Source organism: Mycobacterium sp. IDUB_19, assembly GCF_055419445.1.
Map to the genome: position 1 here is coordinate 1 of NZ_JBVAXR010000003.1, position 18,960 is coordinate 18,960.

The 18,960-nt window shown below is 66.9% G+C and carries 16 protein-coding genes; 13 read left to right on the forward strand and 3 right to left on the reverse strand.

The window, feature by feature from the left end; genetic code table 11:
- The 3 genes from ACZY0B_RS03740 to ACZY0B_RS03750 form a co-directional block, all read right to left on the reverse strand.
- Positions 1-1,727, reverse strand: a 1,727-nt coding sequence (locus tag ACZY0B_RS03740) for a type I polyketide synthase (RefSeq protein ID WP_463762649.1), incomplete at its 3' end; no start/stop codon positions are given.
- Positions 1,724-3,478 carry a long-chain-fatty-acid--AMP ligase FAAL26/FadD26 gene (fadD26, locus tag ACZY0B_RS03745; protein WP_463762650.1) on the reverse strand — a complete coding sequence of 585 codons (1,755 nt, stop codon included), beginning with the start codon at positions 3,476-3,478 and terminating at the stop codon, positions 1,724-1,726. The genes fadD26 and ACZY0B_RS03740, both read right to left, overlap by 4 nt.
- 631 nt (positions 3,479-4,109) lie before the next feature.
- Complete coding sequence (locus ACZY0B_RS03750) at positions 4,110-4,880, reverse strand: thioesterase II family protein (protein ID WP_463762651.1); 771 nt, start codon at positions 4,878-4,880, stop codon at positions 4,110-4,112.
- A 250-nt stretch (positions 4,881-5,130) separates the two neighbouring features.
- On the opposite strand from ACZY0B_RS03750, the gene sepIVA reads away from it, so the two are divergent.
- The 13 genes from sepIVA (at position 5,131) to glnB (ending at position 18,960) form a co-directional block, all read left to right on the forward strand.
- Complete coding sequence (gene sepIVA, locus ACZY0B_RS03755; RefSeq protein WP_463762652.1) at positions 5,131-5,868, forward strand: cell division protein SepIVA; 738 nt, start codon at positions 5,131-5,133, stop codon at positions 5,866-5,868.
- A 98-nt stretch (positions 5,869-5,966) separates the two neighbouring features.
- Positions 5,967-6,563, forward strand: coding sequence for a YceD family protein (locus ACZY0B_RS03760; RefSeq protein ID WP_463762653.1), 597 nt, complete (start codon positions 5,967-5,969; stop codon positions 6,561-6,563).
- Entirely contained in the window at positions 6,560-7,273 is a 714-nt protein-coding gene (gene rnc, locus ACZY0B_RS03765; protein WP_463762654.1) for a ribonuclease III, read from the forward strand. The genes ACZY0B_RS03760 and rnc overlap by 4 nt, the downstream gene beginning before the upstream one ends.
- A 110-nt stretch (positions 7,274-7,383) precedes the next feature.
- On the forward strand, positions 7,384-8,253 hold the full coding sequence (mutM, locus tag ACZY0B_RS03770; protein ID WP_463762655.1) for a DNA-formamidopyrimidine glycosylase: 870 nt from the start codon (positions 7,384-7,386) through the stop codon (positions 8,251-8,253).
- A gap of 86 nt (positions 8,254-8,339) precedes the next feature.
- Positions 8,340-8,624 carry a FeoA family protein gene (locus ACZY0B_RS03775; protein WP_463762656.1) on the forward strand — a complete coding sequence of 95 codons (285 nt, stop codon included), beginning with the start codon at positions 8,340-8,342 and terminating at the stop codon, positions 8,622-8,624.
- On the forward strand, positions 8,621-10,534 hold the full coding sequence (gene feoB, locus ACZY0B_RS03780; protein ID WP_463762657.1) for a ferrous iron transporter B: 1,914 nt from the start codon (positions 8,621-8,623) through the stop codon (positions 10,532-10,534). The genes ACZY0B_RS03775 and feoB overlap by 4 nt, the downstream gene beginning before the upstream one ends.
- A complete protein-coding gene (locus tag ACZY0B_RS03785) occupies positions 10,531-11,100 on the forward strand; it encodes a NifU family protein (RefSeq protein WP_463762658.1) in 570 nt (189 codons plus the stop codon). The genes feoB and ACZY0B_RS03785 overlap by 4 nt, the downstream gene beginning before the upstream one ends.
- A gap of 34 nt (positions 11,101-11,134) precedes the next feature.
- Entirely contained in the window at positions 11,135-11,560 is a 426-nt protein-coding gene (locus ACZY0B_RS03790) for an OsmC family protein (RefSeq protein ID WP_463762659.1), read from the forward strand.
- A complete protein-coding gene (locus ACZY0B_RS03795; protein WP_463762660.1) occupies positions 11,547-11,840 on the forward strand; it encodes an acylphosphatase in 294 nt (97 codons plus the stop codon). The genes ACZY0B_RS03790 and ACZY0B_RS03795 overlap by 14 nt, the downstream gene beginning before the upstream one ends.
- A 229-nt stretch (positions 11,841-12,069) precedes the next feature.
- Complete coding sequence (gene smc / locus ACZY0B_RS03800) at positions 12,070-15,669, forward strand: chromosome segregation protein SMC (RefSeq protein ID WP_463762661.1); 3,600 nt, start codon at positions 12,070-12,072, stop codon at positions 15,667-15,669.
- Positions 15,670-15,737: 68 nt separating this feature from the next.
- Positions 15,738-17,051: a signal recognition particle-docking protein FtsY gene (gene ftsY / locus ACZY0B_RS03805; RefSeq protein ID WP_463762662.1), complete on the forward strand. Its 1,314-nt coding sequence runs from the start codon at positions 15,738-15,740 to the stop codon at positions 17,049-17,051.
- Positions 17,052-17,209: 158 nt separating this feature from the next.
- Positions 17,210-18,619, forward strand: a complete 1,410-nt coding sequence (locus ACZY0B_RS03810; protein WP_463762920.1) for an ammonium transporter — start codon at positions 17,210-17,212, stop codon at positions 18,617-18,619.
- 2 nt (positions 18,620-18,621) lie between these two features.
- The gene (gene glnB, locus ACZY0B_RS03815) at positions 18,622-18,960 is read left to right on the forward strand and encodes a nitrogen regulatory protein P-II (protein WP_003878721.1); all 339 of its coding nucleotides are present in this window, start codon (positions 18,622-18,624) and stop codon (positions 18,958-18,960) included.

Genomic DNA, 18,960 nt, shown 5'->3' on the forward strand with positions numbered 1-18,960 from the left:
AACGCCACCTGCGACCCCGCACCCTGCATCCAATCGGCCAACACCGACGCCGTCACCGCCACCCGCGCCGCCGTCTTCCCCGACACCACCAACGCCGACACCCCCGACTCGGGCAGTGTCCGACGCGGCGGCGTGACGTCTTGGCCCTGCTCGATCACCACATGCGCGTTGGTGCCGCCGAATCCGAACGACGACACCCCGGCCCGGCGCGGACGCCCCGTCTCGGGCCAAGGAGTTTGTGTGTCAACAACTTTCATCCGCAGGTTGTCAAAGGGGATATGCGGATTCGGGCTTTCGAAGCGCTGATTCGGCGGAATCTCGCCGCGCTCCACCGCCATCACGGCCTTGATGAAGCCGGCGATGCCGGCTGCCGCCTCGGTGTGTCCCAGGTTCGTCTTCAGTGCGCCGATCAGCAGTGGAGAGTCCTCGGGACGGCCACGACCCAGCACCGTGCCCAGGGCGCGCGCTTCGATCGGATCACCCAATAACGTTCCGGTGCCGTGTGTTTCGACGTAGTCGACCATGCCGGGCTGCATCCCCGCGTTGGCGTAGGCGGCACGCAGCACCGCCATCTGGGCTGCCGGGTTGGGAGCCATCAACCCGTTGGAGCGGCCGTCCTGGTTGACGGCCGAGCCGCAGATCACGGCCAGCACCCGATCGCCGTCGCGCTGGGCGTCGGTCAACCGCTTGAGCACCACCACCCCGGCACCCTCACCACGCACAAACCCGTCCGCCGTCGCATCGAACGCGCGGCACCGACCGGTGGGCGAGAGCGCGCCGACTTGGTCGAAACCGCGAAATACCGCCGGGGTCAACAGCAAGTTCACACCGGCGGCGATGGCCAGCTGGGAATCCTGGGTTCGCAGGCTCTGGCAGGCCAGGTGGATGGCAACCAAGGATGACGAGCAGGCGGTGTCCACCGCGACCGACGGGCCACGCAGGTCAAGGAAATACGAGAGACGGTTGGCGATGATGCTCATCGCGCCGCCGGTGTTGTTCCATCCGTCGACCTGGCACAGATCGTTGGACGCGAGGACGCCGTATTCACTCAGGCAGGCACCGGCGAATACCCCGGTCTGCGAACGGCGCAGCGAGCTGGGCGGTATTCCGGCGTGCTCCAACGCCTCCCAGGCCACCTCGAGCAGCAGGCGCTGCTGGGGGTCCATCTTGTCGGCTTCGCTGGGCGAGATCTCGAAAAACTCGGCGTCGAAAGCGTCGATGTCGGGCAGGAACGAACCCCACCGCGTCGTGCGGGCCAACGTCGCAGCTACCTCGGGTGAGCCGCTTTCGAATGGCTGCCACCGCTCGGGCGGCACTTGCCCGATCGTGCAGCCGCGCTCAAGCAATAACTCCCACAACGCTTCCGGGCCAGTAATCCCGCCGGGGAAGCGGCACCCCATCCCCACCACCGCAATCGGCTCGTCGAGCGAGTTGCGCACCGGGCGCTTTACTCCCGCGTCGGATTCGGGGTCGGCTTCGGGCGCGGTGAGGTATGCGGCCAGGGCGTTGATCGTCGGGTGCTCCCAGAACTCGATCGGGGACACCGGCTTTCCCAACAACTCCGACAATTCGCCGGACAGCACGACCGACTCACGAGAGCTCACGCCAAGGTCGGCCAGGGAGAGATCGGGGTCGACCTCGTCCGGGGTGCATCCGATGTTGGTCACCAAGTAGTCGACGAGCCAGTGGCGCAAATCGGCCTCACCACTGATGCTCGAAGAGGTCATACCGTCACATCCAGCCGTTTGAATCCCTCGGTTTGATAGCGCTCGACGCAGGCCGAACGCCGGACTTTGCCGCTCGTGGTGATCGGTATCGAACCTGGTGACACCAGAACGAGATCGGCGACCCGCAGACTGTGCGACTTCGAGATCGCCGACGTGACTTTGCGCTTCACCGAGCGAAGTCGCACCAGCGCCTCTTCCGCGGAGGCTCCTTTGCCCTTGAGTTCGATGATCGCCACCAGTTGCTCGGTGATGTCGTCGGGCACCGATATCGCCGCGACCCGGCCGCCGGTGATTTCCTGGATCGTGGCCTCGATGTCGTCGGGGTAGTGGTTACGCCCGTCGACGATGAGCAAATCTTTGATGCGGCCCATGATGAACAGCTCGCCGTCGGAGATGACGCCCAGATCGCCGGTCCGCAGCCATGGTCCCTCCACGGCTCCCGGTGCGGGATCAACCAGCTTGGCGTTGAAAACGCGCTCGGTTTGTTCCGGCTTGCGCCAATATCCCATCGTCACGTGGTCGCCCTGCACCCAGATCTCGCCCACGGTCCCCTCGGGGTTCTCCACCATGGTCTCGGGGCGGACGATTCGCACCGACGTGGGGTCGGGCGCACCGTAGCCGATGAGTTCGGTTCCCAGCGTCCCGTCGGTTCCGCAGGGCTTGGCTCGCCCGGCGGTCAGGTGTTCATAGTCGAAACGGACCGTCTTGAGCGCGGCGCCGGGTTCGGGAGCTGCCACATAAAGCGTTGCTTCCGCGAGCCCGTAAGACGGACGGATCGCCGTGGCGCTCAGATTGTGGGGAGCGAAACGCTCGGTGAAACGCTTCACGGTCGCGACATGGATCCGTTCACTGCCACTGACGATGCGTTGCACGTTGCCGAGGTCAAGTCCGGCCATGTCGTCGTCGGATGTTCTGCGCACCGACAGTTCGAAGGCGAAGTTAGGTGCGGCGGACAGGCACGGACCGCTGGTGGCGAGCATGTGGATCCAGCGCGCCGGGCGGACCAAAAATGACATGGGGCTCATCAGCACCGCGCTCCGCTGAGCCACCAATGGCGCACAAAGTCCCAGAATCAGCCCCATGTCGTGGTACAGCGGCAGCCAGGACGTCAGGGTCAAGTCGGCTGGAAGCCGAGCGGGATCCCCAAAGTAGGCATACATGCTCTGTGTCACGTTGGCGATGACGTTCTTGTGCGTGACGATGACGCCGGCCGGCGTCCGCGTCGACCCCGATGTGTATTGCAGGTATGCCGCGCCCGAAGAGTGGTGCCGACGCAGTGGGAGGTCGCGCGGAGAGTCCAGGTCCAGCAGGTCGACCTCGATGACGAACGGGGCGGGTTGCCCGTGGTATCCCGTTGCGTATTTCGTGACGTCGCCGACAACGGCCGAAGTCGTGAGAATGGCGACCGGATTGGAATCCCGCAATACCGAGGAAATCCGGTCGTCGTGCACACCGTATTGCGGTGTCGAGAGCGGAACGGCGATGAAACCGGCTTCCAGCGCGCCGAAGAAGGCGACGATATATTCCATTCCCTGCGGCGCGAGAATTGCGACCCGGTCTCCAGGTGATCCGCAGAGTGCGAGCTCCTCGGCAACAATGCGCGCGCGCTGCAACATTTGCGACCATGTCAAGGTCTCAGCAAACCCCGTCGGGTCCTGCTCGTAGTCGATGTACGTGAACGCCGTCGCGTCGGGCTGTTCGTCAGCCCGCGCCTGCAGCAAAGCAGGTATGGACGCATTGGCTACCGGCATTTCGTTACCTTCCCAACTCGCTGTCGGCGTCACTAAGTGCACGCACCCTGTGTGTTGCGTTGAGCGGCTTTGTGGCTCCTCGGCGGAGCCCCCCTACACACAGCAGCTGCTGGCGAAAAACCTTGGCGCGCTGAGACTGGATGGGCGGGGTCCCCGGTTTCCCTCCCCGACCTCGAGTCTCCTTAAGCAAGGTAAGCAATCTAACACGGGGAGGTGATGGGATTTTCGAAATCCACAGATTCATGCACAGGACTCGGCGTGGGTTGTTGACTATGTGGACGACATTTGCCGTGAACAACGTTCTCGCAGGTCATAGCAGTATGTTCGGCAAGTGACCCGTGGTGTTAGTGATGCTGAAGTGGCGTGCGGGCAGCACGATACAACCAAGGTTGTCGGTCCAGCGGGTGCTGGAGCCGGTCGGTTTTGGGACCAGCGCACCGTTTTGCGGGCCGCCCCCACGCGGGGCCTCGAGGGGCCCGGAGAAGCGCTAACGCGGGTGGGGCCGCACGGCGGAGGCCAGGAGATGAAACGGCCGCCCGGAGGGGACCTTGGGCGGGTGTTTGCGTCGAATGGATGACCGCCTGCGGCCGGCCGCCGGCGCGGATCTGCGCGGCATCGGCGGCCGATCGCCTTAGCTAACCCGTGGTGCCCGATCGAGGATTTTTTGCTCGATATTCTTCACCAGTTCCGGCAAATTGTTGTTGAGGTAAAAATGATCTCCAGCAAACACTTGGAGAGAGAATTCGTCGGTAGTGCGATCCGACCAGGCCGTCATGTTTTCCTCGGCCACGATGATGTCGTTATCCGCGACGAAGGCGTGGATCGGGCACGACACCGTTACCTCGGGCGCGCGGGTATAGCCGGCAATGGCCCGCACGCTTTGCAAGGTGGGCAGAATCGTCGACGCGAATTCGTCATTCGCCAGCATTTCGGGGTTCGTGTCGGTGACCTGCGCGACTACGTTCAGGATGTCGCGGTCCGAACCCTGTAGTTCCTTGTAGCGGATGTGGCCGGGTGCCGCGCAGGACGAAACGAACAGGGCGGCGACCGGATGTCCGGCCGATTGGAAGCGCAGCGCCACTTCGAAGGCCAGCAACCCGCCCATGCTGTGGCCGAAGAACGCCACCGGACGGTCGGTCGGGGCGGTGGGCGCCATCATGGTGAAGATTTCGTCGGCGAACTCGGGAATGCTCGGCAGCTGGGTGAGGCCGCGATCGCTGCTTCGCGGGTATTGGACGGCAACCCGCTGGATGTCGGTGGAGAACGCCTTCGCAAACGGCACGTAAAAGGTCGCCGACCCACCGGCGTGCGGAAATATGTAAAGCGTTGCTGCGGGCGGCTTTGCGCCGGCGCTGCCTCGGTCCGTGGGCCCGTTCACTGACTCAGCGTATCTCGGTGCCATTAGCTGGCCGGCCGCCTCGGCATACGTAATTGCTCGTCGGCATCACAAACGCGGGCGCCCTGCGCGGGCGGAAGCGCAGAAGTCCTGGAAGAATCTACTTTTGTGGGCCTATCGACGGCTGCGGCTCGCCCCCGGTGCGCCCGGTTGGTGAATTTGCCCGACACACCGGTGTCGCCACCGCCGTCACAGAGGTAACACCAGGCACACTGGTAACAACAGGAATTGTGCAAGACGCCAGGAGGGTGTGGCCGTGTACCGAGTCTTTGAAGCGCTGGATGAATTAGGCGCCATTGTCGAAGAAGCCCGCGGCGTGCCTATGACGGCTGGCTGTGTGGTGCCTCGCGGTGACGTGCTGGAACTGATCGACGACATCAAGGATGCGATCCCCGGCGAGCTGGACGACGCCCAGGATGTCCTGGATGCCCGTGATTCGATGCTTTCCGACGCCAAGTCGCACGCCGAATCCATGGTGTCCTCGGCAACCACCGAGTCGGAGTCGATGCTCAACCACTCCCGCGCGGAGGCTGACCGGCTGCTTTCCGACGCCAAGTCGCAGGCCGACCGGATGGTGAACGAGGCGCGCCAGCACAGCGAGCGGATGGTCGGGGAGGCCCGCGAGGAAGCGATGCGCATCGCCACGGCGGCCAAACGCGAGTACGAGGCCAGCGTCGGCCGCGCCCAGGCCGAGGCCGACCGGCTGATCGAAAACGGCAACATCTCCTACGAGAAGGCCGTGCAAGAGGGCATCAAGGAACAGCAGCGCCTGGTCTCGCAGAACGAGGTCGTGCAGGCGGCTAACGCGGAGTCCACCCGGCTCATCGACACCGCGCACGCCGAGGCCGACCGGCTGCGCGGTGAGTGCGATATCTACGTCGACAACAAGCTGGCCGAGTTCGAGGAGTTCCTCAACGGCACGCTTCGCTCGGTGGGCCGCGGCCGCCACCAACTGCGGACGGCGGCCGGAACGCACGACTACGCGACCCGCTAGCGCCTAGCGTCCGCGGTTCTGTTCGCCCAGCGCCGACCGGCACCACCTGGGCGGATGGCCGCGACCGGGGCACTCCGGCGGCGCCGTAAGATTTTTCCATGGCGCGCAAACACACCACCACTGCGCAGCATCATCCGGCTTCGCCGATGACGGTCGACGTCACGCGGCTTGGGCGACGCCCGGGATCGATGGTGACCTTGCGTAACACCGTGCCCAGTCCGTCGCGTATCGGACTGGACATGATCGCTATCCCGCAGGGCGCTCCGCTCGACATGGATCTGCGGGTCGAGTCGGTGTCGGAAGGCGTGTTGGTCACCGGCACCGTGTCCGGCCCCACCGTCGGCGAGTGCTCACGCTGCCTGACGGCGGTCAGCGGGCACGTGCAGATCGGGCTGACCGAGCTGTTTGCCTATCCGGACAGCACCACCGAGGCGACCACCGAGGAAGACGAGGTCGGCCGGGTCGTCGACGACCGCATCGACCTCGAGCAGTTCATCGTCGACGCCGTCGGACTCGAGCTTCCGTTTGCACCGGTGTGCCAACCGGATTGCCCGGGGATGTGCCCGCAATGCGGCGTGCTGCTGGCCGACGACCCCGACCACCACCATGACACCATCGATCCGCGATGGGCCAAGCTGGTGGACATGCAGTCCGACGATTCCCGCGACCCGGATACCTCTCGGGGTGACCAGTGACCTCGCGGCAAATTCTGCTCGATGCGCTCGGGGTCGAACTGCCCGAGGAACTGCTCTCGCTGGCGTTGACCCACCGCAGCTACGCCTACGAGCACGGCGGACTACCGACCAACGAGCGGCTGGAGTTCCTCGGCGACGCCGTGCTGGGCCTGACCGTCACCGACGAGCTCTATCACCGTCATCCCGACCGTTCGGAAGGTGATCTGGCCAAACTGCGAGCCAGTGTCGTCAACACCCACGCGCTCGCCGACGTCGCGCGGCAGCTGTCCGAAGGGGGGCTGGGCGGTCACCTGCTGCTGGGGCGCGGCGAGGCGAACACCGGCGGAGCCGACAAGTCGAGCATCCTGGCCGACGGCATGGAGTCGCTGCTGGGCGCGATCTACCTGGCGCACGGCATCGAGACAGCGCGCGAGGTGATCCTGCGATTGTTCGGTGCGCTGCTGGACGCCGCGCCGACGCTGGGCGCCGGGCTGGATTGGAAGACCAGCCTGCAGGAGCTCACCGCGGCGCGCGGCATGGGCGCGCCGTCCTACCAGGTCACCTCCACCGGCCCGGACCACGACAAGGAATTCACCGCGGTGGTCGTCGTGATGGAGACCGAATACGGGTCGGGGATGGGCCGCTCCAAAAAGGAGGCCGAGCAGAAGGCCGCCGCCGCGACCTGGAAAGCGCTGGAGGCGCTGGACACCGCGGGGAAAACGCCCGCTTGACTTGATGGTGATGCCCCGCTGCGCCCGGCTTTGCCGCGCTTGCGATCATGCCTAACGTGATGGTGATGCCCCGCTGCGCCCGGCTTTGCCGCGCTTGCGATCATCACTAGATGCCCGAGCTGCCCGAAGTCGAGGTGGTGCGCCGCGGCTTGCAGGCCCACGTTGTGGGTAAGACGATCACCGCGGTTCGGGTGCACCACCCCCGCGCGGTACGCCGCCACGAAGCCGGGCCCGCCGACCTCACGGCCCGGCTGCTCGGCGCGCGGATCGACGGAACCGATCGCCGCGGCAAATACCTGTGGCTGCTGCTTGACGCCGAGTCGGGCGGGTCGAAGCCCGATGCCGCGCTGGTCGTCCACCTCGGCATGAGCGGCCAGATGCTGCTGGGCAAAGTCCCACGGGCCGACCATGTCCGGATCTCCGCGCTGCTCGACGACGGAACCGTGCTGAGCTTCGCCGACCAGCGGACCTTCGGGGGGTGGATGCTTGCCGACCTGACGGAGGTGGACGGCAGCGTGGTGCCGGAGCCCGTCGCGCACCTCGCGCGGGATCCGCTGGACCCCCGCTTCGACGCCGATGCGGTGGTGAAAGTGTTGCGGGGCAAGCATTCCGAGCTCAAGCGCCAACTGCTGGATCAGCAGGTGGTCTCGGGTATCGGCAACATCTACGCGGACGAAGCATTGTGGCGGGCCAAAGTTCATGGTGCCCGGGTGGCCGCGACGCTGAGTCGGCGCCAGCTGACCGCGGTGCTGGACGCCGCCGCGGACGTGATGCGCGACGCGCTGGCCAAGGGCGGGACCTCGTTCGATTCGCTGTACGTCAACGTCAACGGCGAATCGGGCTACTTCGACCGCTCCCTGGATGCGTATGGGCGCGAAGGCGAAAGCTGCCGGCGTTGTGGAGCGGTGATACGCCGCGAGAAGTTTATGAACCGTTCGTCGTTTTACTGTCCGCGGTGTCAGCCGCGTCCGCGCAGTTAACATTTTCTCGTTAAAAGCTGAGGCTAACCTCAGCATCGTGAGGTTATCCTTACCAGGATGATCAACCTCTGGACTCGGGGCGAGTAATGCGCAAAGCGGCGCGAAACGCAGATCGTTTCTCGGGTTCGCCAACCGTATTAGCGCAGCTGTCGCCCGGTGAGCGGGCGACCATCACGGGCGTGGCGCCGGCGGCGTCAGCCGTGGTGGCGGCCCGACTGCGGCAGTTGGGATTTCGGCCGGCCTCCGACGTCGAGGTCATCCGCCGGGCCCCGATGGGAGACCCGACCATCTACCGGGTTCAGAACACCGAGCTGTGCCTGCGCCGCCGCGAGGCGCGGCTGATCGAAGTCACCCAGGGGACCGACGTATGACGTCGTGCCACGAGGAAGGCGGCGCCGGCGTCGCCGTCGCGGGAATGGCGCGGATCGCGCTGGTGGGCAGTCCCAACGCGGGCAAGACGTCGGTGTTCAACCACCTGACCGGACTGCGCGCCAAGACCGGTAACTATCCGGGCGTCACCGTCGGGCGCAGCGTCGGCACCACCAAGGTGGACGGCGTCGAAATCGCCATCGAGGATCTGCCCGGCACCTACAGCCTCGACCCGATCAGCCCGGACGAACAGGTGGTGGCCGACCTGCTGGGCGGCGAGGTCTACGGCGACGGCCCACCCGATGCGATCGCCATCGTCGCCGACGCCACCACGCTGCACCGCTCGATCATCCTGCTGGCGCAGGTGCTGCGGCAGGACCTTCCGTGTCTGTTGGTGCTGAGCATGACCGACGAATTGACCGCGCGCGGCGGCGGCATCTCCATCGACGCCTTGTCGACGGCGCTGGGCGTCCCGGTCCTCGCTGTGATAGCCAATCGCGGCGTGGGCATCGACACCTTGCGCGCCCAACTGCTGGCCTTCAATCGGTGGCAACGGCCCCCGGTGCTGCCCCCGGCTGACAACGACGCCATCGACGCGTGGGGCACGTCCGTGCTGAAGGCTGCCGATTACGTTGCGCCAAAACCTGATCGGCGCACACGAGGGATCGACGCGGTGGTGCTGCACCCGCTGTGGGGGACCTTCATCTTCTTCGCGGTGATGTTCTGCTTTTTTCAGGTCGTCTTCACCGTCGCCGCGCCGCTGCAGGATCAAGTGGGCAATTGGCTCACCTCGCTGGGCGGACTGGTCAGCAACCACGTCGGCAACTATGTGGTGCGCGGGCTGCTCGGCCAGGGGCTGATCGGCGGCGTCGGCACGGTGCTCCAGTTCATCCCGCAGATCGTGTTGCTGTTCTTGCTGATCGCGCTGCTGGAGAACGTCGGCTACATGGCGCGAGCCGCGTTCTTGATGGACCGGGTGATGGCCGCGACGGGACTTGAAGGGCGCGCGTTCGTCGCGATGCTCTCGTCGTTCGCCTGCGCAATCCCGGGGATCATGGCCACCCGGACGCTGCCATCGTCGCGCGACCGGATCGCCACCATCATCACGGCGCCGCTGATGACCTGCTCGGCCCGGCTTCCGGTGTTCACCCTGCTGGTCGGACTGCTGGTGTCGCCGCGGACGCACTGGGGTGGCCTGAGTGCGCAGGGCATCGCGATGTTTGCGCTGTACGTGTGTGGCGGCACCTCGGCGCTGATCGCCGCGGCGTTGTTCAAATCGACGATCCTGCGCAGTGATTTGCTGCCGTTCACGATGGAGCTTCCGCCTTACCGCTTCCCGTCGGCCAAGAACGTGCTGATCACGATGTGGGATTCGGCGAAGGTGTTCTTACGCAAGGCCGGAACGATCATCCTGGGCACGTCCGTGGTGCTGTGGGTGCTGCTTAATCTGCCGGCGCGCGCGTCCGAGACCGAGAAGATGTCGCCAACGGACGCCACCGCTTACGTGATGAACCACAGCTATGCCGCCGATGTGGGGAAGGCGATCGGGCCGGTGTTCAAACCACTCGGATTCGATTGGCGCATCAACATTTCCCTGCTCGGTTCGTTCTCGGCGCGCGAAGTGTTCGTGTCCACCCTGGGCCAGGTGGCGGCGGCGGAGAGTCCCGACGATCCGCGCGAAGCGCTGGTCGCCATGACCGACGACAACGGCCATAAGGTGTTCACCGCGCCGACCGTCATCGCGCTGATGGCGTACTTCATCTATGCGCTGCAATGCATGTCGACCGTCGCGGTGATGCGCCGCGAGACCAACTCGTGGCGATGGCCACTGTTCGCCTGGTCCTACATGTTCATCCTGGCGTGGGCGGCGGCGTTCGCCGCCCGGTCGGTGGCGATCGCGCTGGGCGCATGATTCCGCTGCACGCCACGGCCACCGCGAATCCCGCGCAGCTGCGCTGGGTGGTCGCAGCCGAGCAACTGCCGCCGCGCGGCACCGTCCGCGTCGCCCCGGGCGCCCTCGGTGCCTTGTTGGATGCCGGCGTGATCGCCGAAGTCGTGGTGGCCGCCACCGGCATCCTGATCACCGTCGGCGCGGCCGACAGCTGGCGTGAGGTGGGCGACGACGTTCGCGAAGCGCTCAGCGAGGCGCTGCTGGACCCGGCGGGCTGGACGATCGACGAATCATCAGTCCCCGCAGGCAAATTGGAGGCAGTCGTCGCGGAGCTGCTGGCCGGCTCGGTGGGCGCGCTCGCCGCTTCGCACGGTGGGGCGATCGAGCTGGTGTCGGTGGTCGGTCACCACGTGACCGTGCGGATGTCGGGTGCCTGCGACGGATGCCCGGGAGCGTCCGCCACGCTTCGGGACGCGCTCGAGCGCGAACTGCGCCGACGGGTCGATGATCAGGTCGTGGTCTCGTCCGAAAATGGTTCCGCCACAATATCGTTCGGCAAGAAGCTGCTGTCGTTGATAGTCCGCTGAGGGCGCCATCGCACGTCCCCGGTAGAAATGAGCCATGACGGAACTGTGGGTCGAACGCACCGGGACGCGCCGCTACACGGGCCGTAGCTCACGCGGAGCGCAGGTTCTGATCGGCTCCGAGGACGTCGAGGGCGTGTTCACCCCCGGCGAACTACTCAAGATCGCGCTTGCCGCGTGCAGCGGGATGTCCAGCGACCAGCCGCTGGCCCGCCGGCTCGGCGACGACTACCAGGCAGTGGTCCGGGTTTCCGGCGACGCCGACCGCGACGAAGAGGTCTATCCACTGCTCTCCGAAACCCTGGAGCTGGACCTGTCCGGATTGTCGGCGGACGACCGGGAACGCCTGCTCGTTGTCGTCAGCCGGGCGATCGACCTGGTCTGCACGGTCGGGCGCACGCTCAAGTCGGGCACCACCGTCAAGTTCGAGATCGCCTCCGAGGCCGACAATGTCGGGTCCTGACGTCCGGCTCACCGCTTGGGTGCACGGCATGGTCCAGGGGGTGGGCTTTCGCTGGTGGACCCGCTGCCGGGCGCTGGAGCTCGGACTCACCGGCTACGCGGCCAATCAGGCCGACGGCCGCGTCCTGGTCGTCGCGCACGGCCCCCGAGAGTCGGGCGAGAAACTGCTGCAGCTGCTGCAAGGCGGCCATTCGTGGCCCGCGCAGCCCGGCCGCGTCGACAAGGTTGTCGCCGAATGGTCGCAACCGCAGGAGCGGTTCGAGGGATTCGTCGAGCGCTAGCCCGAGTCACACCGGTCACTGCGGCACCAGCTGAGCTCGGCACGCTGTGATCGCGAACGTGATAGCGCCGGCGCTATCACGTTTCCGGAGGCGTCATGGCCTCCTTTTCAGTGACTGAAGTGGCCATTGTGGCCAGTGCGTCAGGCTGTGAACGACGGGTGCATTTCGAGCCGGCCGACACCCCTCGGTGACGGCGACTCGGGCAATTTGAGCGGTAGTCTGGCTCGCCGTGTACCTCAAGAGTCTGACGCTGAAGGGCTTCAAGTCCTTCGCTTCGCCGACGACTCTGCGCTTCGAACCGGGCATCACCGCGGTCGTCGGACCCAACGGTTCCGGCAAATCCAACGTGGTCGATGCCCTGGCGTGGGTGATGGGGGAGCAGGGCGCCAAGACGCTGCGCGGCGGAAAGATGGAAGACGTCATCTTCGCCGGCACCTCGTCGCGCGCCCCGCTGGGCCGCGCCGAAGTCACCGTCACGATCGACAACTCCGACAATGCGCTGCCGATCGAGTACTCCGAGGTGTCGATCACGCGACGGATGTTCCGTGACGGCGCCAGTGAATACGAAATCAACGGCACCAGTTGCCGTTTGATGGACGTGCAGGAGCTGCTGAGCGACTCCGGCATCGGCCGCGAGATGCACGTGATCGTGGGGCAGGGCAAGCTCGACGAGATCCTGCAGTCGCGGCCCGAGGATCGCCGCGCGTTCATCGAAGAAGCCGCGGGCGTGCTCAAGCACCGCAAGCGCAAGGAAAAGGCCCTGCGCAAGCTCGACGCGATGCAGGCCAACCTGGCCCGGCTCTCCGACCTGACCACCGAGCTGCGCCGCCAGCTCAAACCGTTGGGCCGCCAAGCCGAGGTGGCCCGTCGCGCCCAGACGATCCAGGCCGACCTGCGCGATGCGCGGCTGCGGCTGGCCGCCGACGACATGGTCAACCGGCAGGGGCAGCGGGACGCGATCTTGGAGGCCGAGGCCACCATGCGCCGCGAGCACGACGTGGCGGCCGGCCGCCTGGCCGCGGCGTCCGAGGAGCTGACCGCGCACGAGACCGCGCTGGCCGAGCTGTCGGTGCGGGCCGAGTCCGTCCAGCACACCTGGTTCGGCCTGTCCGCCTTGGCGGAACGGGTTGGCGCCACGGTGCGCATCGCCAGCGAACGCGCGGCCCACCTCGATGTCGAGCCGGTGGCGGCCGGCGACACCGATCCGGACGCGCTGGATGCCGAGGCCGAAAAGGTCGCGGCCGCCGAGCGCCAGCTGCTGGCGGAGCTGGCCGCCGCCCGGACCCGGCTGGAGACCGCCCGCGCCGAATTGTCCGAGCGCGAACGCGAGGCCACCGAGGCCGACCGGGCGCATCTGGCCGCGGTCCGGGCCGAGGCGGACCGCCGCGAAGGCCTGGCCCGGCTGGCCGGTCAGGTCGAGACCATGCGGGCCCGCGTCGAATCGATCGACGACAGCGTGGCCCTGCTGTCCGAGCGCATCGAACAGGGCGCTGGCCGCGTTCAGCAGACCCGGGCGGAGTTCGAAACCGTGCAGGCCCGCGTCGGCGAACTCGATCAGGGCGAGGTCGGCCTGGACGAACACCACGAGCGGACTGTGGCCGCCATGCGGCTGGCCGACGAGCGTGTCGTCGAGCTGCAGGCCGGCGAGCGGGAAGCCGAGCGCCGGGTGGCTTCGCTGCGCGCCCGCATCGATGCACTCTCGGTGGGCCTCGAGCGCAAGGACGGCGCGGCTTGGCTCACGCAAAACCACAGTGGCGCAGGTCTTTTCGGTCCTGTCGCGAAGTTGGTCAAGGTCCGTTCGGGGTATGAGGCGGCGCTGGCCGCGGTGCTCGGATCGGCGGCCGACGCGCTGGCCGCCGAAAGCTTCGGCGCGGCCCGTTCGGCGGTCGCCGCGCTCAAGCAAGCCGACGGAGGCCGTGCGGCCCTGGTGCTGGGCGACTGGCCGGCCGATCAGCCGCCGCCGGCCGGGCCGCTGCCCGACGGTGCCCTCTGGGCGCTCGACCTGGTCGACGCCCCGCAGCGGCTGAGGGGCGCGATGGTCGCCATGCTGTCCGGCGTCGCGGTGGTCAACGACCTGGGCGCGGCGCTGGATCTGGTGGCGGGCCGCCCGCAGCTGCGCGCGGTCACGCTCGACGGTGACCTGGTCGGCCGCGGCTGGGTGAGCGGCGGTTCGGACCGTAAGCCGTCGACGCTGGAGCTCACCTCGGAGATCGACAAGGCCGGCACCGAGCTGGCCGCCGCCGAGTCGCAGGTGGCGCAACTGTCCGCCGCCTTGTCCGGCGCATTGACCGAGCAGCGCGGTCGTCAGGACTCCGCCGAGCAGGCGCTGGCCGCGCTCAACGAATCCGACACCGCGATCTCGGCGATGTACGAGCAGCTGGGCCGGCTCGGACAGGACGCCCGGACCGCCGAGGACGAATGGAACCGGCTGCTGCGCCAGCGCGAGGAGCTGGAGGCCGGGCGCGCCCAGACCATCGAAGAGGTCACCGGACTCGAAACCCGGCTGCGCAATGCCCAGGAGAGCCAGCTCGCGCCCGCCGAAGACCCCGTCGATCGTCAGCGGATCGCCGCCGCGGCCGACACCGCGCGCGGCGTCGAGGTGGAGGCCCGGCTCGCGGTGCGCACCGCCGAGGAACGAGCCAACGCCGTTCGCGGCCGGGCGGATTCGTTGCGCCGTGCGGCCGCCGCCGAACGCGAGGCACGGGTACGGGCCCAACAGGCACACGCCGCGCGGTTGCGGGCGGCCGCGGTGGCGGCGGCGGTGGCCGACGCGGGTCGGCTGCTGGCGACGAGGTTGAACCGGGTCGTCGGCGCGGCGTCGCAGATCCGCGACGCGATGGTCGGCGAACGGGAGGCGCGGTCGACGGCGATGGCGGCGGTGCGCGACGAGGTGCACACGCTGGGCGCCCGGGTGGCCAAACTGACCGACTCGCTGCACCGCGACGAGGTGGCCAACGCCCAGGCGGAGCTGCGCATCGAACAGCTGGAACAAATGGTGCTCGAGCAGTTCGGCATGAGCCCCGCGGATTTGATCGCCGAGTACGGCCCGCAGATCGCGCTGCCGGCCTCCGAGCTGGAGATGGCCGAGTTCGAGCTGGCCCGCGAGCGCGGCGAGCAGGTCACCGCGCCCGCCCCGGTGCCCTACGACCGGCCCACCCAGGAGCGGCGGGCCAAACGGGCCGAGCGCGAGCTGGCCGAACTGGGCCGGGTCAATCCGCTGGCCCTCGAGGAGTTTGCCGCGCTGGAGGAGCGCTACAACTTCTTGTCCACCCAGCTCGAAGACGTCAAGTCGGCCCGCAAGGATCTGCTCGAGGTCGTCGCCGAGGTCGATTCTCGCATCCTGCAGGTGTTCAGCGACGCATTCATCGACGTAGAGCGTGAATTTCAGGAAGTCTTCGCCGTGCTGTTCCCCGGTGGCGAAGGCCGGCTGCGGCTGACCAATCCGGATGACATGCTGACCACCGGCATCGAGGTCGAAGCCCGTCCGCCCGGCAAGAAGATCACCCGACTGTCTTTGCTGTCCGGTGGCGAGAAGGCGCTGACCGCGGTCGCGATGCTGGTGGCGATCTTCCGCGCCCGTCCGTCGCCGTTCTACATCATGGACGAGGTGGAGGCCGCGCTCGACGACACGAACCTGCGCCGCCTGATCTCGCTGTTCGAGCTGCTGCGGGCGCGCTCGCAGCTGCTGATCATCACCCATCAGAAGCCGACGATGGAGGTCGCCGATGCGTTGTACGGCGTGACCATGCAGGGCGACGGCATCACCGCGGTGATCTCGCAGCGGATGCGTGGACAAGAGGTCCAGCAGCTCGTCACTGCTTCTTCTTAGAGCACCGGCGGCGGCTGCCGCTGTGAGTCGCCGTGAGTTCGGCGACGTGGCCCTGAAACAATGTCAGCGTGTCGCAAGGTCTTTGGATCACCATCGCCGTCGTTGCCGCCCTGGTTGTCATCGCTGCGCTGGTCCTGGGGCTGACCCGGTACCGCCGCCGGCGGATCAGCCTGACCCGGCCCGAGCCGGGCGCACTCGAGGGTTCCGGGCGCTACACCGCGTCGTCGGGCATCACCTTCAGTCAGAGCGCGCCGGCGCAGGACCGGATCGACACCGGCGGGTTGCCCGCCGTGGGAGACGACGCGACCATCCCGCGCGACGCGCCGCGGCGCACGATCTCCGATGTTCACCTCCCCGCACCGGAGGCCGAACCCGAGACGGTCGCGCCGCCCGCGCCCGCGCCGGCGCCAGAGCCGGAACCGGAGCCGGAGATCCCCGCGGCCGCCGAGATCGACGAGATCGCGCCGACCGAAGGCCGGCTGGAGCGCCTGCGCGGCCGGATGGCGAGATCGCAGAACGCGCTCGGGCGCAGCATGCTGGGCTTGATCGGCGGCGGTGACCTGGACGAAGAGTCCTGGCAGGACATCGAGGACACCCTGCTGGTCGCCGATCTGGGCCCGGTGGCCACCGAGTCGGTGGTCGCGCAGCTGCGCAGCCGCCTGGCCGGCGGCAACGTGCGCAGCGAGGCCGACGCGCGGGCCGTGCTGCGCGACGTGCTGATCAGAGAGCTGAAACCCGAGATGGATCGCTCGATTAACGCACTGCCACACAACGAGCACCCGTCGGTGCTGCTGATCGTCGGCGTCAACGGCACCGGGAAAACCACCACCGTCGGCAAGCTGGCGCGGGTGCTGGTGGCCGACGGCCGGCGTGTCGTGCTGGGCGCGGCCGACACATTCCGGGCCGCGGCCGCCGATCAGCTGCAGACCTGGGCGTCCCGGGTGGGCGCCGAGGTGGTGCGCGGAGCCGAAGGTTCGGACCCGGCGGCCGTGGCCTTCGACGCCGTCGACAAGGGCATCGAAACGGGTGCCGACGTCGTGCTGATCGACACCGCGGGACGGCTGCACACCAAAGTCGGCCTGATGGATGAGCTCGACAAGGTCAAACGCGTGGTAACCCGGCGCGCCGCCGTGGACGAGGTGCTGTTGGTCCTCGACGCCACCATCGGACAGAACGGGCTGGCCCAGGCCAAGGTCTTCGCCGACGTCGTCGACATCACCGGCGCGGTGCTGACCAAGCTGGACGGAACGGCCAAGGGCGGCATCGTTTTCCGGGTCCAACAAGAACTCGGCGTGCCGGTGAAACTGGTCGGCCTCGGTGAAGGCCCCGACGATTTGGCGCCGTTCGAGCCCGCCGCATTCGTGGATGCCCTGCTCGGCTGAAACCCCTTACATGAGGACCGTTTCGTTAATGACGCCGAAACACGGTGGCCCCATCTCGGAAACAACCATTGCGCAAGGTTCTGGATCAGGTCATCGGGCACATGTCTGATGACTTCTTCAGGGCCGACCGGAGGTGATAGCGAGTGAGTTTCCCAGTAATGGGCCAGCCCAATACCGGCGATACCGCCTGGATGCTGGCGAGTTCCGCGCTGGTGTTGTTGATGACGCCAGGCCTGGCGTTCTTCTATGGCGGTATGGTGCGCGCCAGAAGCGTGCTGAACATGCTCATGATGAGCATCAGCGCGATGGGCGTGGTGACGGTGCTGTGGGTGCTATATGGCTATTCGGTCTCGTTTGGCACTGACAAGGCCAATTACATCGGCGACCCGACCGAGTACTGGGGCCTCAAGGGTCTGATCGGGGGTAACGCCGTAGCCGCCGACCCGACCAAGGGTGTTGCGGCGACGGACATCCCGCTGGCCGGCACGCTGCCCGCGACCGTATTCGTGGCATTCCAGCTGATGTTCGCGATCATCACCGTCGCGCTGATCTCGGGCGCGGTGTCCGACCGCCTCAAGTTCAGCGCCTGGCTGGTGTTCTCCGGGTTGTGGGCGACGTTCGTGTACTTCCCCGTCGCACACTGGGTCTTCGCGTTCGACGGCTTCGCCGCCGAGAAGGGCGGCTGGATCGCGAACAAGCTGCACGCGATCGACTTCGCCGGCGGAACCGCGGTCCATATCAACTCCGGTGTGGCCGGCCTGATGCTGGCGATCGTGCTGGGCAAGCGCAAAGGCTGGCCCACCACGCTGTTCCGCCCGCACAATGTGCCGTTCGTGATGCTCGGTGCGGGCTTGCTGTGGTTCGGTTGGTACGGCTTCAACGCCGGCTCGGCCACCAGCTCCAACGGTGCGGCTGGGGCGACGTTCATGACGACCACGATCGCGACGGCCACGGCCATGCTGGCCTGGCTCCTCACCGAGCGGATCCGCGACGGCAAGGCCACGACCCTGGGTGCGGCATCCGGCATCGTCGCCGGGCTGGTCGCGATCACCCCGTCCTGCTCGTCGGTGAATGCGCTCGGCGCGCTGATCATCGGTCTGGTAGCCGGTGTGGTGTGTGCGCTGGCGGTCGGGCTGAAGTTCAAGTTCGGCTTCGACGACTCGCTCGACGTGGTCGGGGTGCACCTGGTCGGTGGTCTGGCGGGCACGCTGCTGGTGGGTCTGCTGGCCGCCCCGGAGAGCGTGGCGATCAACGGCGTGACCGGCGTATCCAAGGGTCTGTTCTACGGCGGCGGCTGGGATCAGCTGGAGCGACAGGCGGTCGGCGCGTTCTCCGTTCTGTTCTACTCGGGGATCGTGACGCTTATCCTGGCTCTGATTCTGAAGTACACCATCGGGCTGCGTCTGAGTCCCGAGTCGGAAGCGGCGGGTATCGATGAGTCCGAGCACGCGGAGAGCAGCTACGATTTCGCAGTAGTCACCGGTTCGATTCTTCCTCATGCCAGCCTGCCGGACAGCTCTAATGGACTGGACGAAGCAGTCGCGGCCGAGAAAGTGGAGGCGGAGTAGAAATGAAGCTGATCACCGCAATCGTGAAGCCGTTCACCCTCGACGACGTCAAGACCAGCCTCGAGGACGCGGGCGTCCTGGGGATGACGGTCAGCGAAATCCAGGGCTATGGACGGCAGAAGGGTCACACCGAGGTTTACCGGGGTGCTGAATACTCGGTCGATTTCGTGCCGAAAGTTCGGATCGAGGTCGTTGTCGACGACTCCATCGTCGACAAGGTCGTGGACAGCATTGTCCGGGCGGCGCGCACCGGCAAGATCGGTGACGGCAAGGTCTGGGTGAGTCCCGTGGAAACCATCGTGCGAGTGCGCACCGGTGAACGCGGAACTGATGCGTTATGA

Coding starts and splice junctions, on each gene's coding strand:
- fadD26 (WP_463762650.1), bottom strand. CDS start 3,478: ATGCCGGTAGCCAATGCGTCCATACCTGCTTTGCTGCAGGCGCGGGCT.
- ACZY0B_RS03750 (WP_463762651.1), bottom strand. CDS start 4,880: ATGGCACCGAGATACGCTGAGTCAGTGAACGGGCCCACGGACCGAGGC.
- ACZY0B_RS03760 (WP_463762653.1), top strand. CDS start 5,967: ATGGCGCGCAAACACACCACCACTGCGCAGCATCATCCGGCTTCGCCG.
- mutM (WP_463762655.1), top strand. CDS start 7,384: ATGCCCGAGCTGCCCGAAGTCGAGGTGGTGCGCCGCGGCTTGCAGGCC.
- ACZY0B_RS03775 (WP_463762656.1), top strand. CDS start 8,340: ATGCGCAAAGCGGCGCGAAACGCAGATCGTTTCTCGGGTTCGCCAACC.
- feoB (WP_463762657.1), top strand. CDS start 8,621: ATGACGTCGTGCCACGAGGAAGGCGGCGCCGGCGTCGCCGTCGCGGGA.
- ACZY0B_RS03785 (WP_463762658.1), top strand. CDS start 10,531: ATGATTCCGCTGCACGCCACGGCCACCGCGAATCCCGCGCAGCTGCGC.
- ACZY0B_RS03790 (WP_463762659.1), top strand. CDS start 11,135: ATGACGGAACTGTGGGTCGAACGCACCGGGACGCGCCGCTACACGGGC.
- ACZY0B_RS03795 (WP_463762660.1), top strand. CDS start 11,547: ATGTCGGGTCCTGACGTCCGGCTCACCGCTTGGGTGCACGGCATGGTC.
- ACZY0B_RS03810 (WP_463762920.1), top strand. CDS start 17,210: ATGGGCCAGCCCAATACCGGCGATACCGCCTGGATGCTGGCGAGTTCC.
- glnB (WP_003878721.1), top strand. CDS start 18,622: ATGAAGCTGATCACCGCAATCGTGAAGCCGTTCACCCTCGACGACGTC.